Raw genomic sequence first — 12,605 nt, 5'->3', positions numbered from 1 at the left:
GATCATGGTCGGCGGAAGGAAGAGCACAGTGGCGGCCAGACCGAGGATCAAGGACGTGGCGCAGTACGCCGGGGTCTCTCCCAAGACCGTCTCCAACGTCATCAACGACTTCGAGCACGTCTCCGAGCGGACCCGCGCCGCCGTCCGCGAGGCGATCGACGCGCTCGGCTACCGGGTCAATATCGCCGGACGGCAGCTGCGCCGGGGCCGCACCGGCATGATCACCCTGGCGGTCCCGGAGCTGGACGTCGCCTACTTCTCCGAGCTGGCCAAGCACGTCATGGCCGAGGCCGACCGCCGGGGCCGCACCGTCCTCATCCACCAGACCGAGGGCGTGCGCGAACGCGAGCTGGCGGCGCTGCACGGATTCGACACGCAGTTCTCCGACGGTGTCATCCTCAGCCCCCTCTCCCTCCTGCCCCGGGACCTCGCCACCCGCGACCAGCGCCTTCCGGTGGTGCTCCTCGGTGAACGGCCGACCGAGGGCGGCACCGACCACGTGGGCATCGACAACGTACGGGCCGCGCGGGAGGCCACCGAGCACCTGCTGTCCCGGGGACGCCGCCGTATCGCCGTCATCGGCGGAGCCGTACGCGGACGCCAGGGCACCGACAGGCTGCGCACCGACGGCTACCGCCAGGCCCTTGAGGCCGCCGGACTGCCCTTCGCCCCCGGCCTCGTGGTGCCGGTGGAGGCGTACCACTGGCAGGACGGTGCCCGCGCCGCGAGCGCGCTGCTGGAGAAGGAGCCGTACCCCGACGCCCTGTTGTGCCTGAACGACCATCTCGCCCTGGGCGCGCTGCGGACGCTGTACGAACGGGGTCGCTCGGTCCCCGGGGATCTCGACGTGGTCGGCTTCGACGACATCGAGGCCTCGCGGTTCAGCGTGCCCAGCCTGACGACGGTCGCCCCCGACAAGCCGGACATCGCGCAAGCCGCCGTATCCCTGCTGCTGGAACGCGTCGAGGAGCCGGATGCCGGCTCCCTTCAGGACCACGTGGCAGGGCACCGGCTCATCGTGCGGGAGAGCAGCGGCGGCTGACGCGGCGTCAGATTTCTGTTCCCGGGCGAGGTCCTCGCCGCTCCTGGCCGATCGTCGGGAAGGCACCCTCGACGAGATCGCGCAGCTGGGAGCGGGCGGTGATGCCACCCAGGCCGATGACCCCCGCGGCGAGGAACGGCGGGCCTGGAGCCGACCCCGTCCGGACACGGTCCGCGTTCAAGAGGCGCATGATGGAAGCAGACCATCGATTGTTCCGAGCGGTTCGAGGCATCGCCGACCTCACGCCGCGCGGGCCGGGATCGCGAGACCGGAGCACGCGATGCGCGCGACTTTCACACTGGGCCGAATCGCGGGGGTGCGGATCGGGGTCCACTGGAGTGTCCTGGTCATCTTCGTACTGATCGCCCTGGGCCTCGCGCAAGGCCGCTTCCCCCAGACGTATCCGGGTCACACCCCGCTGCTGTACTGGGGCGCCGCCCTCGCCACGGCCGTGGTCTTCTTCGCTTCCCTCCTCGCCCACGAACTCGCCCACGCGATCGTCGCCCGGCGCAACGGAGTGCAGGTGGACGACATCGTTCTGTGGCTGCTCGGGGGCGTGGCACGGCTCCGGTCGGAGGCGTCCACCCCGGCCGCCGAGCTTCGGGTCGCGGGCGTCGGTCCACTGGTCAGCCTGCTGCTGGGCGTGTTCTTCGGGCTCTGCGCGTGGCTGCTGCATCTCGGCTCCGCTCCTGGGCTGCTGGTGGAGGCCGTGGAGTGGCTGGCGGGGATCAACGTCCTCCTCGCCGTTTTCAACTCCATTCCGGCCGCGCCCCTGGACGGCGGGCGGCTGCTGCGCGCCGTGCTCTGGTGGAGGTCCGGGGACCGGTACCGGGCGACTGCCGGGGCGACCGCCGCGGGCCGTGTCTTCGGCTGGTTGCTCGTCGTGGCCGGCTTCCTTCTCTTCGTGACGAGCGGAGCCCTGGGCGCTCTCTGGCTGGCCCTGATCGGCTGGTTCCTCATCGGTGCCGCCACGTCCGAGGGCAGGCAGGCGCAGCTCAACAACCTCCTCGCGGGCATTCCGGTGCGCCAGGCCATGACACCGGATCCTGTCTTCGTACCACGCTCACTGACCGTTTCGGAGTTTCTCGGCGACCCTCGGTACCGATACCGGCACTCGGCGTTTCCGGTCGTCGGGCACGAGGGGAACGTCGTGGGTCTGCTGACCCTGGAGCGGGCAAGGCACAGCGTCGCGGCCGACCCGGGTGCCAGGGTCACTGATGTGATGCTGCCCCTGTCGGAGGTCCTGACCGCGGGGCCCGGCGACTCACTGGTGGATCTGCTGCCTCGTATGCGGCCCGGCGCCGAGTTCCGCGTGCTGGTGCTGGACGGGGACAGGCTCGTGGGCATCGTCTCCCCGTCGGACGTCAGCCGGACGGTCTCCTGGCTGTCCTCGACCCACCCCGCGAGATGGGGCGGGAGGCGATGAGTGATCACCAGCACGAGGAGCGGGCCGCTGGTCAGGAGGAGGGGGCGCTGTCGTCGCGGCAGGTGACGCCGGGACGGGTGTTCAGTGACCACATGTGCGTGCAGCGCGGGCACTGAAGGTGGACGACCGGTCCTTTGCTGGAAATCAGATAGCGCCAGTGCTCACCGCAATTGCGACGGCCGGCGCAGGTGGCGCAGTGACGGGCGTCGTCACAGACGGGACAGGCCACCCAGGCGCGGCGGGCGAGATCCGCCTGCGGGTCAATGGGCAGCCGCACCGCCGGGCTCCTCCCTCGGCAGGACACCGGCCGCCACGAGCAGGTCGTACGTACGCTGCTGCTCGGCGTCCAGGCCCGAGTAGAGGAGCGCGTACGCCTCGTCCTCGTCGCGGAGTGCGGCCACCGGGTCCCACTCGGGCCCGAGCGCGGCCACGACCTCCGCCCGTCGTCGGGCTTCTTCGAAGGTCAGATCGATGGTGAAGGGTATGAGGCCGATGCCGTTGTCCTGGTTCATGGAGAAACTTCCGATGTGCCGACGGGACCCCGCCATCATTACCAGGCGACCGCGCGACAGGGAAGGGTGACCTTAGCCGCCCCGGTGCGACAGACCACGCGGTACGTCGACGGGGCACGCTCGGGCAGTCTCGGATCGGCCGACGGGGGCGGCCCGTTGCCGGCACCGGGCCCCGGACCGTGGACCCGGTGCGCTCACAGCACTGTGACGTACTTCATGCCGCCCGCGGATCCCGGACATCTCGCGGCGGATCCGTGCCACGCGGTCAGTGCGCACCCGAGCGCGACCGCCCGCGCCCCCGCCCGAGCGCGACCGCCCGCGCCGGAGCGCGACGGCCACCCCGGAGGCCGGCTCTTCCGCGTGACCGGGGGAGCGGGAGAATCCCGGCATGGACATCACCGCGCACGCGCTCAACCGGGCCACTCTCGCCCGGCAACTGCTGCTGGGCCGTGAGCCGCTCGACGTCTCGGACGCGGTGCGACGTGTGGTCGCGTTGCAGGCACAGCAGCCCGCCTCGCCGTACATCGCGCTGTGGAACAGACTCAGCGGCTTCGACCCGGCCGGCCTCGACACGGCCCTCGCCGGACTCCGGACGGTCAAGGCGACGCTGATGCGGCTCACGTTGCACGCGGTCCACGCCGAGGACTACCGGACCTTCCGAGAGGCCATGGAGCCGACGCTGCGCGGCGGACGGCTCGGCGACGCGCGCTTCACGGCGTCCGGGCTCACCGCCGCCGACGCCGCCGTACTGGTTCCGGAACTGCTGAAGTACGCGGATGAGCCCCGTACCCCCGCCGAGATGGGGGGCTGGCTGGAAGAGCGGCTGGGCGCACCGATGGAGTCGGCGGCCCAGCGGATGCTGCGGCAGTACGCGCCGCTGTGGCACGCGCCGACGGGAGGGCCGTGGTCGTTCCGGACCCGGCCGTCGTACGTCGCGGCGGGCACGCTGCCCGTGCTGGCGGACCCCGACGTGGCCGCCGCGAGTCTGCGGACCCTGATCCGCCGCTACCTGGAGGGCTTCGGGCCGGCGTCGGTGGCGGACATGGCGCAGTTCGCGCTGGTGCAGCGGGCCCGGGTCAGAACGGCGGTGAACGCGCTCGGCGGCGAACTCGACCAACTGGAGGGCCCTGGCGGCACGGTGCTGTACGACATCCCCGGCGCACCCCGGCCGGCCGAGGACACCCCCGCTCCGCCCAGACTGATGGCGATGTGGGACAGCACCCTGCTCGCCTACGCCGACCGCGGCCGCGTCATCCCGCCCGCCTACCGCAAACTGGTGACGCGGGTGAACGGCGACGTGCTGCCCACGCTGCTGGTCGACGGCTACGTCGCCGGTGTCTGGCGTGCTGTCGACGGCGGAATCGAGGCCACCGCCTTCCACTCGCTCACGGACGGCGTGTGGGAGGGGCTGGCCGCGGAGGCCAGGTCGCTCATCGAGTTCCTCGCCGCCCGCGACCCCAGGGCCTACGGACGCTACGACCACTGGTGGGCCAAGGGGCTGCCGGGCGCGGACATACGGCTGCTCCCCGGCGACTGAGCCGGGTGACAGCGGGAGGCGGCGGCCGTCGGGAGCGCGGACGCACCCGTCCAGGGCCGGGTGGTCGCTGATGATGTCGCGCACCGCCGGTTCGCTGTGGCAGCGCGTCATCCCGTTCCGGAACAGCGCGGCCCTGTTCCTGATCGCGCGGCGCTCGGCCCGGCCGTCACGTGACGCTCGGCCCGGGCGTCGGCGCAGCGCCTTCACGCGGCGCGGCTTAAGGTGCGTCCCATGGATGCCCTGTCCCGCCCCGAGCCGTTCGCCCAGCGGACCGCCCCCGCGGCGCTTGAGGACCTCCGCGCGCGGCTGCGCGCGACGCGCTGGCCGGACGCGCCCGAGGACGCCGGATGGTCGCTGGGGACCGACCTCGACTACCTCCGCGAGCTCGTCGCCTACTGGGCGGACGGCTTCGACTGGCCCGCGCGGGAGGCGGCCCTCGCCCAACTGCCCCGCTTCCGTACCCGGCTTGGCGGCCTCGGGGTCCATTTCGTGCACGCGCGCGCCGTGGCGCCGGCCGGACCCGTCCTGCCGCTGGTCCTCAGCCACGGCTGGCCGGACTCGTTCTGGCGCTACACGAAGGTCATCCCGCTTCTCACCGATCCCGGCGCGCACGGCGCCGACCCCGCTGACGCGTTCGACGTCGTCGTACCCGACATCCCGGGCTACGGGTACTCCGACCGCCCCACCGGCCCGCCGCTCAACTCCATCGCCGTCGCCGGTCTGTGGGCCGAACTCATGGGCGTCCTCGGCTACGAGCGGTTCGGCGCGGCGGGCGGGGACATCGGCAGCCATGTGAGCCGCTACCTCGCGCTCGACCACCCGGACCGGGTCGCCGCCGTCCACCGCATGGACGGGGGCCTGCCCGTCTTCACCGGCGATCCGGCGGACCTCACTTCCGAGGAGCGTGCCTGGTTCGAGGGCGCCGCGGCCTGGGGTGCGACGGAGGGTGCCTACGGAGCCATGCACCGCACCAAGCCCCAGACCGCCGCCTTCGGGCTCACCGACTCACCGGCCGGGCTCGCCGCGTGGATCGTCGAGAAGCTCCGGGCGTGGAGCGACTGCGACGGCGACATCGAGCGGTGCTTCACGAAGGACGAGATCCTCACGAACGTCACGCTCTACTGGCTCACGGGGACGATCGGCTCGTCGATGCGCATGTACCACGCGAACGCCGCGATCCCGCCCGAGCAGCTCACCCGCCGGGTCGAGGTGCCGTCCGGTTTCTCGCTCTTCCGCGGCGATATCGTCCGGCCGCCGCGAGCGTGGCTGGAGCGCACGGCGAACACGGTGCGCGTGACCGAGCCCGCGCGCGGCGGGCACTTCGCGCCGTTCGAGGAGCCCGAGCTGTACGCGGAGGAACTGCGCGCGTTCTTCCGCCCCTACCGGGTGGCGGCGACGGGCTGAGGGTGCGGGCGCGCGGGCGCTCCGATGGGTTCCCCAGATGCAGTGGGTGCGGCGTGGCAGGACGATGGAGAGGTGTTCCGCCCCGCCGGCCGGGTCCGGCTCGGGCCCCGACTCGGGCGGGACCACCCGGCGACCAGGCCCTTCCTAGCCGCGCATACGGCGACTCGCCGCACATGCAAGGGGTAGCCATGTTGATCATCGGGATTCTGCTGATGGCGGCCGCCGCCGCTTTCACCGCCCTGCTCATCGCCTTCAACCTCTCGGGCGGACCGGACTACGTCGTCACGCTGTTCGGCAGCCACCCGTTCACGATCAACGCGCTGGGTGCCTTCCTGAGCGGGATCGCCCTGACGCTGATCTTCGGCCTCGGGCTGTGGCTCGCCCTGGGCGCCGCGGCTCTCATGGCCCGCAGGAGCAGGAAGCGGCGCGTGGCGCGCGGTGCCGTGGCCGAGCGTGCGGAACTCAGAGGGCAACTCGACGACGCCCGCGCGGAATCGGACAGGGCGAACTCCGCGCGGGACACTACGGCGCCCTCGTCGGCCTCGCGCCGGCCGGCGCACCGCTTCCATCTCCCGCGACACGGCCATTGACCCGCATCCCCGCCCCGCGGGCCCCGGCCTACGCTCCCGTGTAGAAGCGGATCGTCGCGTCCGTGGTGGCCGCCACGACCTCGGCGTCCGCGCCCGAGGAGGCATACGCGGCGCCCCACGCCCGGCCCGACCGCGACATGAGGTCCTTCGCCTCGGGTGATGTCTGCCAGGCCTCGGCCTCCTCCTTGCTCATGCCGCCGCCCGCCAGGTGCATCGCGAGCCCGAGGGACATCAGGTCCCAGCCGACCCCGACCGCCCCGGGACCGAACTGCCCCCAGAACTCCTCCGGCACCACGGACACATGCTCCAGCTCGAACACCGTCCGCCCCTCGCCCTCCGGCGCGAGCCGCACCTCGACCTCGCTGAACCCCGGATCCGGCCCGAACAGCCAGCTCACCCGCAGTCGCTCCGGCGCGGCGCACTCAAGGATCTCGCCCCCGGCGTTCCCCTCCAGCTGGTAGCGCCCGCCGACCTTGAACTCCCCGCTGACCGGCAGAAACCATCGGCCGATCCGCTCGGGCGAGGTCACCGCGTCCCATACGTCGGCGACCTCGGCGTCATACGTACGCCGCAGCAGCACCGTACGCGCCTCGCCCGCCGCGATCTGCCGCGTACCGACCTCCCGGTGCAGCCGGTTGATCTCGTCGACGATCTCACTCATCTCCGCTCACTTCCTCTCGCATCCTGCGCTCGCGCTTTCCGCGCGCGAGCTCTGTCCCGAGCGCGTCGAGCCGCTGCTCCCAGAACCCCCGGAACCTCTCCAGCCACGCGTCCACCTCTCGCAGCGGCTCGGCCTCGACGGCGTACAACCGCCGGGTCCCCTCCGCCCGCACCGACGCGAACCCGCCCTCCCGCAACACCCGGAGGTGCTGGGACACGGCCGGCTGGGAGATCCCGAACTCGTCCTGGATGACGGCACTGACCTCGCCCGACGCCCGCTCGCCCGAGGCGAGCAGCTCCAATATCCGGCGTCTGACCGGATCCCCCAGAACATCAAAGGCGTGCACGCGGCGACTATGCCACCACCCGCTTATATAAGGCAAGGGTTATGAATGTCGACGGCCGTGCCTGCCGCTTTTCTATCGTTGAAAATGCGCGTGCACGACTGTTGTTATGTGTTTGGGGCTGTGGCTCAATGTTCGACTGTGTGCTGCCGCATCCCGCGGGTGCGAGGCACTTCTGTCCCTTCGACGAGGACGACGCCTTGAGACGACAACCACTTCGCCCCCGAACGCTGCTTCGCGCGCTCGCGTGTGCCGCCGCGCTGCTGCTTCCCGTGGGCGCCACGCTGGTCCCGGCCGCCGCTGCCGCTCCGGCCGCCGCTGCCGCCTCCGCGCCCGAGACCGGCTCCGCGCCCGAGACCGCCTTCGCGTCCGACGACCCGGCCACCGAGGTGCACGGACTGAAGGGGGAGTACTTCCGCATGTCCGCGCCGGGGGCCCGCGACTTCGCCGAGCCCGGTGGCGTGGCACTGGACCCCCAGATCAACTTCCCTGGTCTCACCGGCACGTTCGAGTCCACGACCGGGCGCACCGAGCACACGACGGCCCGCTGGACCGGGCAGATCGAGGCTCCCGCGACCGGTGACTACACCTTCTCCGCGATCGGCGACAACGGGTTCAGGCTCTTCCTCGACGGCGCTGTCGTCATCGACCACTGGCAGCCCGACTGGGACGTCGAGCAGCACAGCGAACCGATCGCGCTGAAGGCCGGCGAACCCCATGAGTTCCGGCTGGAGATGTTCCAGGACACCGGCGGCGCCAACATGTTCCTGCGCTGGGCGAGCCAGGACCTGAAGAAGCAGATCGTTCCGGAGGAGGCGTTCACACCGCCCGCCGACTTCGAGGTCTACCCCGTCGCGCTGAGCGTGGCCGAGGACGGCAGGCGGCTCCAGGCGACGTTCGACGACACGGTCGAGAACGCGGACGGCGTGCAGGACCATCTGAAGATCGAGGCCGACACCTCACCGATGCCGGTGAAGTCGGTGGCCAGGGCGGCCGGCAACCCCAAGGCGCTGATCGTCACGCTGGCGGCGCCCGTCCAGAAGGGCCAGCAGGTCCGCGTCACGTATGACGGTGCGGGCGGCCTGCGGGCAGGCGGGGAAACCGTCCCTGAGATCAGCCGCACCGCCAAGAACCGGTCCACGCACCGGCTCACCACCACGTGGGGCGACAAACTGGACCGTAACCACCCGCTGCCGGAGTACCCCCGGCCGCAGCAGGTGCGCGAGCAGTGGAAGAACCTCAACGGCCCCTGGGAGTTCGCCGGAGCCACCGCGGGCGAGCGGCCGGTCTTCGGCAAGCGGCTCGGCGAACGGATCACCGTGCCCTTCCCGGTGGAGTCCCAGCTCTCGGGTCTTGAGCGGCACGAGGACCACATGTTCTACCGCAAGCTCGTCACCGTGCCGGAGAACTGGTCCATCGGCAAGGGCCGCGACGGCGGAAAGCGGCTGCGGCTCAACTTCGACGCCGTCGACTACCAGGCCACCGTCTGGGTCAACGGCGAGAAGGTCGCCGAACACACCGGCGGCTACACCGGGTTCACCGCCGACATCACGGACGCGGTCAAGGGCACCGGACCGCAGGAGATCATCGTCGCGGTCACCGATGTCACCGGACCGGATCAGCCGAAGGGCAAGCAGTCCACCAACCCGGGCGGGATCGTCTACACCCCGTCCTCCGGAATCTGGCAGACCGTCTGGATGGAGCCGGTCGCGCCCGCCGCGGTGGACTCCCTGACCACCACCCCGGACATCGGCAAGGGCAGCCTCGCGCTGACGGTCAACTCCGCCGGCGCCTCGGACGGCGCCCGGATCAAGGCCGTCGCCCGCGACAGGAAGGGGAAGGTCGTCGGTACGGTCACCGGACCGGCCAATCGCGCGCTGACCCTGCCCGTCAGCGACCCGCGCCTGTGGTCGCCGGACGACCCGTACCTCTACGACCTCCAGGTGAGCCTGACGGACGGCCGGTCCACGGACCGCGTCGACAGCTACTTCGGGATGCGTTCCCTCCGTGTCGAGAAGGTCGGCGGCTACCAGAAGCTCGTACTCAACGGGAAGCCGTTCTTCTCGCTCGCCATGCTGGACCAGGGCTTCTGGCCCGACGGGCTGTACACCCAGCCCAGCGACGCCGCGCTCACCTTCGACCTGAAGGCGCAGAAGGACCTGGGCTTCAACGCGGTGCGCAAGCACATCAAGGTGGAATCACCCCGCTGGTACTACCACGCCGACCGGCTCGGCCTGCTGGTGTGGCAGGACTTCGTCTCCAGCGACATCACCGGCGACCAGGGCAAGCGGGCGTTCCTCTCGCAGGGCGAGGAGATGATGAGGCAGTTGCACAACGCGCCCTCGATCGGCGGCTGGATCGTCTTCAACGAGGGCTGGGGCGAGTGGAACCGGGGCGAGACCGGGAAGATCGCCGAGGCCGTCCGGGCCGATGACCCGTCGCGTGTCGTCAACGCCCACAGCGGGGTCAACTGCTGTTCGTCCAAGGGGGACTCGGGCAAGGGCGACATCATCGACCACCATGACTACCTGAACAACGACGCGCCGTTCCCCGACCATCGCGCCGCGATGGACGGTGAGCACGGCGGCTTCACGCTCCGTACGGCGGGACACATGTGGCCGGGCGCTCCCGCGGCGATCTACAGCGGGGTCGCGGACAAGGACGCGCTGACGGCGAAGTACGTGGAGAACACCCGGACGTACTATCTCGCCGCGGCCGGAGCCGAACTGTCCGGCTCCGTCTACACCCAGGTCAGCGATCTGGAGAACGAACTCAACGGGCTCTGGACCTACGACCGTCGTGAGATCAAGGTCGACCCGAAGAAGGTGCGGCAGATCAACCAGCAGGTCATCGCGGCCGGTGCGGCGGCCGGTGACCGCGACCGGCTGAAGGGCGGCGCCGCCTGGTCGCTGGACGAGAACAAGGGCACGACGGCCCGGGACAGCGGCCCCAACAAGGCGGACCTGACACTCGGTTCGGGTACCACCTGGGCGCCGGGCGTACGGGGCTCCGGGCTCAGGTTCAACGGCCAGGGGCAGTACGCCGAGACGCGCGGGCCCGTGGTCGACACCACCGGGAACTACTCGGTGTCCGCGTGGGCCACACTCGACGCGCTCCCCGGCAACTACGCCACGGTGGTCAGCCAGGACGGCCGGCGGACGGAGAATCCCTTCTATCTCCAGTACGGCCAGGGCGCGTTCGCCTTCAGCACCCCGGGTGGTCACCGGGCCCGACTGGAGATGAAGCCCGAGACCGGGAAGTGGTACCACCTCGTCGGTGTGCGTGAGGGCGACGAGCTGAAGCTGTACGTCGACGGCACCCTCGCGGCGACAGCCCCGGCCGGCCCCGCCGATGTCAGCACCGGGCCGCTCTCCGTCGGCCGCGCCAAGTGGAACGGTGGGAACACCGACTTCTGGAACGGTTCCGTCGACCAGGTGAGGGTGTACGACAAGGCGCTCACCGCCACGGAGGTGAGCACCCTCCACGACGGCGAACAGCCGTAACGCGCGACGGCCCGGCGGCGCCAGTGTCGCCGGGCCGCCTCCGGGGCTCTCATGCCCTGCGGAGGATCGGATCGGCGTGCCCACAGTGCCTCCACCGCCAGGGATCCCCCCGGGCGCCGCGCGCGGCCGACATATTTTGGAAACGCGTCGACAACTCTCTTGCCGCCTGCGGCGCGACGCCTATATAACGTTGTAAACCGAGCCGCCGACAGGCGGCGCGGACTCTCACGACCGCCCTCGTCACCGCTCGTGGCAGGGCCGTGAGGATGCGGCGTCATCAAGCCCTGACGCGGCTGATGACCGTTCAGCGCGCCCCGTCCATGCCCTGCCCCATGCCCCGACCGCACCCGACCGGAGTGCCGTCATCCCGCCAAGGAGCGTCCCGCGCATGATGATTCAGCGTCGATCCCGTACTCTCACCGCAGCCTGCGTGCTCGCCGCAACCGCCGTGCTGGCCGTCTCCGGCTGCTCCAAGTCGGAGACCACGGACAGCGCGGGCGGTGACAGCGGCCAGGGAGCCCAGACCGCCAAGTCCCCCGAGGCCACGTCCGGTTCGGGCTGCTCGCTGCAGACCTACGGCGCGCCGAAGCTGGACCTGAAGGACGCGGTGGTCGGATTCTCCCAGTCGGAGAAGGAGGCCAACCCCTTCCGTATCGCCGAGACCCAGTCCATCAAGGACGAGGCGGCCAAGATCGGCGTCAAGAAGCTCCTCACCACCAACGCGCAGTCGCAGCTCTCCAAGCAGATCAGCGACATCCAGGACCTGCTGTCCCAGGGCGCCCAGTTCCTCATCGTCGCGCCGCTGAACTCGGACGGGCTGGAGCCGGCGCTCAAGGCGGCCGCGGCGAAGAAGGTGCCCGTCCTCACCATCGACCGCAAGGTCAACTCCACCGCCTGCGAGGACTATGTCGCCTTCCTCGGTTCCGACTTCGTGGAGCAGGGCAAGCGTGCCGCCGACGCGATGATCAAGACGACCGGCGGCAGCGGCAAGGTCGCCATCCTCCTCGGCGCCTCCGGCAACAACGTCACCACGGACCGCACCAAGGGCTTCGTCGACCAGGTGAAGGCCAAGGCGCCGGGCCTCGAGATCGTCGCCCAGCAGACCGGCGAGTTCGCCCGGGACAAGGGCCAGCAGGTGATGGAGCAGCTCATCCAGTCCAAGCCGGACATCACCGCCGTCTACGCGGAGAACGACGAGATGGGGCTCGGCGCGGTCACCGCGCTCAAGGCGGCCGGGAAGAAGCCCGGCAAGGACGTCAAGATCGTCTCGGTCGACGGCACCCGCAACGCCGTACAGGCCCTGGTCGACGGGGAGTACAACGCGGTCATCGAGTCGAACCCGCGCTTCGGGCCGCTCGCCTTCGCGACCGCGCAGAAGTTCTACGCGGGCGAGGAGATCCCGGAGAACGTGATCATCGCGGACCGCGCGTACGACGAGTCCAACGCCAAGGAATCCCTCGGCGGGGCGTACTGACCCCGCCGCCGCGCGGGGGCGGGGCCGGGACCCAAGCGGCCCCGGCCCGCCCCCCCCGCCCGACGGTCCCGGGCCCGGGGGGGGGGGGCCCCCCCCCAGGGACAGGGGGCCGG

The 12,605-nt window shown here is 70.9% G+C and carries 12 protein-coding genes; 7 read left to right on the top strand and 5 right to left on the bottom strand.

The genetic code is table 11. From position 1 onward, the window contains the following. Positions 1-4: 4 nt before the first annotated feature. A complete protein-coding gene (locus tag ACFRKB_RS21715; RefSeq protein WP_383107906.1) occupies positions 5-1,042 on the top strand; it encodes a LacI family DNA-binding transcriptional regulator in 1,038 nt (345 codons plus the stop codon). A gap of 7 nt (positions 1,043-1,049) precedes the next feature. Here ACFRKB_RS21715 and ACFRKB_RS21710 read toward each other — a convergent pair whose 3' ends face one another. Continuing rightward, positions 1,050-1,232, bottom strand: coding sequence for a hypothetical protein (locus tag ACFRKB_RS21710; RefSeq protein WP_383107882.1), 183 nt, complete (start codon positions 1,230-1,232; stop codon positions 1,050-1,052). 90 nt (positions 1,233-1,322) lie between these two features. On the opposite strand from ACFRKB_RS21710, the gene ACFRKB_RS21705 reads away from it, so the two are divergent. Then, the gene (locus tag ACFRKB_RS21705) at positions 1,323-2,468 is read left to right on the top strand and encodes a site-2 protease family protein (protein ID WP_383107880.1); all 1,146 of its coding nucleotides are present in this window, start codon (positions 1,323-1,325) and stop codon (positions 2,466-2,468) included. Between the two features lie 31 nt (positions 2,469-2,499). Here the strand turns inward: ACFRKB_RS21705 and ACFRKB_RS21700 are convergent, their stop codons facing one another. After that, a complete protein-coding gene (locus ACFRKB_RS21700; RefSeq protein ID WP_383107879.1) occupies positions 2,500-2,745 on the bottom strand; it encodes an LSm family protein in 246 nt (81 codons plus the stop codon). Further along, positions 2,729-2,980 (bottom strand): DUF6400 family protein, encoded by a 252-nt coding sequence (locus ACFRKB_RS21695; RefSeq protein WP_383107878.1) that lies wholly within the window; start codon positions 2,978-2,980, stop codon positions 2,729-2,731. The genes ACFRKB_RS21700 and ACFRKB_RS21695 overlap by 17 nt, the downstream gene beginning before the upstream one ends. 388 nt (positions 2,981-3,368) lie before the next feature. Here ACFRKB_RS21695 and ACFRKB_RS21690 point away from each other — a divergent pair, with 388 nt between their 5' ends. The 3 genes from ACFRKB_RS21690 (at position 3,369) to ACFRKB_RS21680 (ending at position 6,511) form a co-directional block, all read left to right on the top strand. Further along, complete coding sequence (locus ACFRKB_RS21690; protein ID WP_383107876.1) at positions 3,369-4,517, top strand: winged helix DNA-binding domain-containing protein; 1,149 nt, start codon at positions 3,369-3,371, stop codon at positions 4,515-4,517. A gap of 231 nt (positions 4,518-4,748) precedes the next feature. Continuing rightward, positions 4,749-5,921, top strand: coding sequence for an epoxide hydrolase family protein (locus ACFRKB_RS21685; protein ID WP_383107875.1), 1,173 nt, complete (start codon positions 4,749-4,751; stop codon positions 5,919-5,921). Between the two features lie 188 nt (positions 5,922-6,109). Next, the gene (locus ACFRKB_RS21680) at positions 6,110-6,511 is read left to right on the top strand and encodes a hypothetical protein (RefSeq protein ID WP_383107874.1); all 402 of its coding nucleotides are present in this window, start codon (positions 6,110-6,112) and stop codon (positions 6,509-6,511) included. Positions 6,512-6,539: 28 nt separating this feature from the next. Here ACFRKB_RS21680 and ACFRKB_RS21675 read toward each other — a convergent pair whose 3' ends face one another. Together ACFRKB_RS21675 and ACFRKB_RS21670 are read right to left on the bottom strand one after the other, a co-directional pair. Then, the gene (locus ACFRKB_RS21675) at positions 6,540-7,172 is read right to left on the bottom strand and encodes an SRPBCC family protein (RefSeq protein ID WP_383107872.1); all 633 of its coding nucleotides are present in this window, start codon (positions 7,170-7,172) and stop codon (positions 6,540-6,542) included. After that, positions 7,165-7,518: an ArsR/SmtB family transcription factor gene (locus ACFRKB_RS21670; protein ID WP_383107871.1), complete on the bottom strand. Its 354-nt coding sequence runs from the start codon at positions 7,516-7,518 to the stop codon at positions 7,165-7,167. The genes ACFRKB_RS21675 and ACFRKB_RS21670 overlap by 8 nt, the downstream gene beginning before the upstream one ends. A gap of 197 nt (positions 7,519-7,715) precedes the next feature. Between ACFRKB_RS21670 and ACFRKB_RS21665 the strand changes: the two genes are divergently transcribed. Both ACFRKB_RS21665 and ACFRKB_RS21660 read left to right on the top strand, forming a co-directional pair. Then, positions 7,716-11,018 carry a LamG-like jellyroll fold domain-containing protein gene (locus ACFRKB_RS21665; RefSeq protein WP_383107870.1) on the top strand — a complete coding sequence of 1,101 codons (3,303 nt, stop codon included), beginning with the start codon at positions 7,716-7,718 and terminating at the stop codon, positions 11,016-11,018. Positions 11,019-11,406: 388 nt separating this feature from the next. Next, positions 11,407-12,492 (top strand): ABC transporter substrate-binding protein, encoded by a 1,086-nt coding sequence (locus tag ACFRKB_RS21660; protein ID WP_383107869.1) that lies wholly within the window; start codon positions 11,407-11,409, stop codon positions 12,490-12,492. The last annotated feature ends 113 nt before the right edge of the window (positions 12,493-12,605 follow it).

The organism is Streptomyces scopuliridis (assembly GCF_042790125.1).
Classification (GTDB): domain Bacteria; phylum Actinomycetota; class Actinomycetes; order Streptomycetales; family Streptomycetaceae; genus Streptomyces; species Streptomyces scopuliridis_A.
This window is presented reverse-complemented; position numbering and strand designations above follow the sequence as displayed.

Bases quoted from the DNA above. Each gene is read 5' to 3' on its own strand.
- ACFRKB_RS21660 (WP_383107869.1), top strand. From the start codon at position 11,407: ATGATGATTCAGCGTCGATCCCGTACTCTCACCGCAGCCTGCGTGCTC.
- ACFRKB_RS21715 (WP_383107906.1), top strand. From the start codon at position 5: ATGGTCGGCGGAAGGAAGAGCACAGTGGCGGCCAGACCGAGGATCAAG.
- ACFRKB_RS21705 (WP_383107880.1), top strand. From the start codon at position 1,323: ATGCGCGCGACTTTCACACTGGGCCGAATCGCGGGGGTGCGGATCGGG.
- ACFRKB_RS21690 (WP_383107876.1), top strand. From the start codon at position 3,369: ATGGACATCACCGCGCACGCGCTCAACCGGGCCACTCTCGCCCGGCAA.
- ACFRKB_RS21685 (WP_383107875.1), top strand. From the start codon at position 4,749: ATGGATGCCCTGTCCCGCCCCGAGCCGTTCGCCCAGCGGACCGCCCCC.
- ACFRKB_RS21710 (WP_383107882.1), bottom strand. From the start codon at position 1,232: ATGCGCCTCTTGAACGCGGACCGTGTCCGGACGGGGTCGGCTCCAGGC.
- ACFRKB_RS21675 (WP_383107872.1), bottom strand. From the start codon at position 7,172: ATGAGTGAGATCGTCGACGAGATCAACCGGCTGCACCGGGAGGTCGGT.
- ACFRKB_RS21680 (WP_383107874.1), top strand. From the start codon at position 6,110: ATGTTGATCATCGGGATTCTGCTGATGGCGGCCGCCGCCGCTTTCACC.
- ACFRKB_RS21695 (WP_383107878.1), bottom strand. From the start codon at position 2,980: ATGAACCAGGACAACGGCATCGGCCTCATACCCTTCACCATCGATCTG.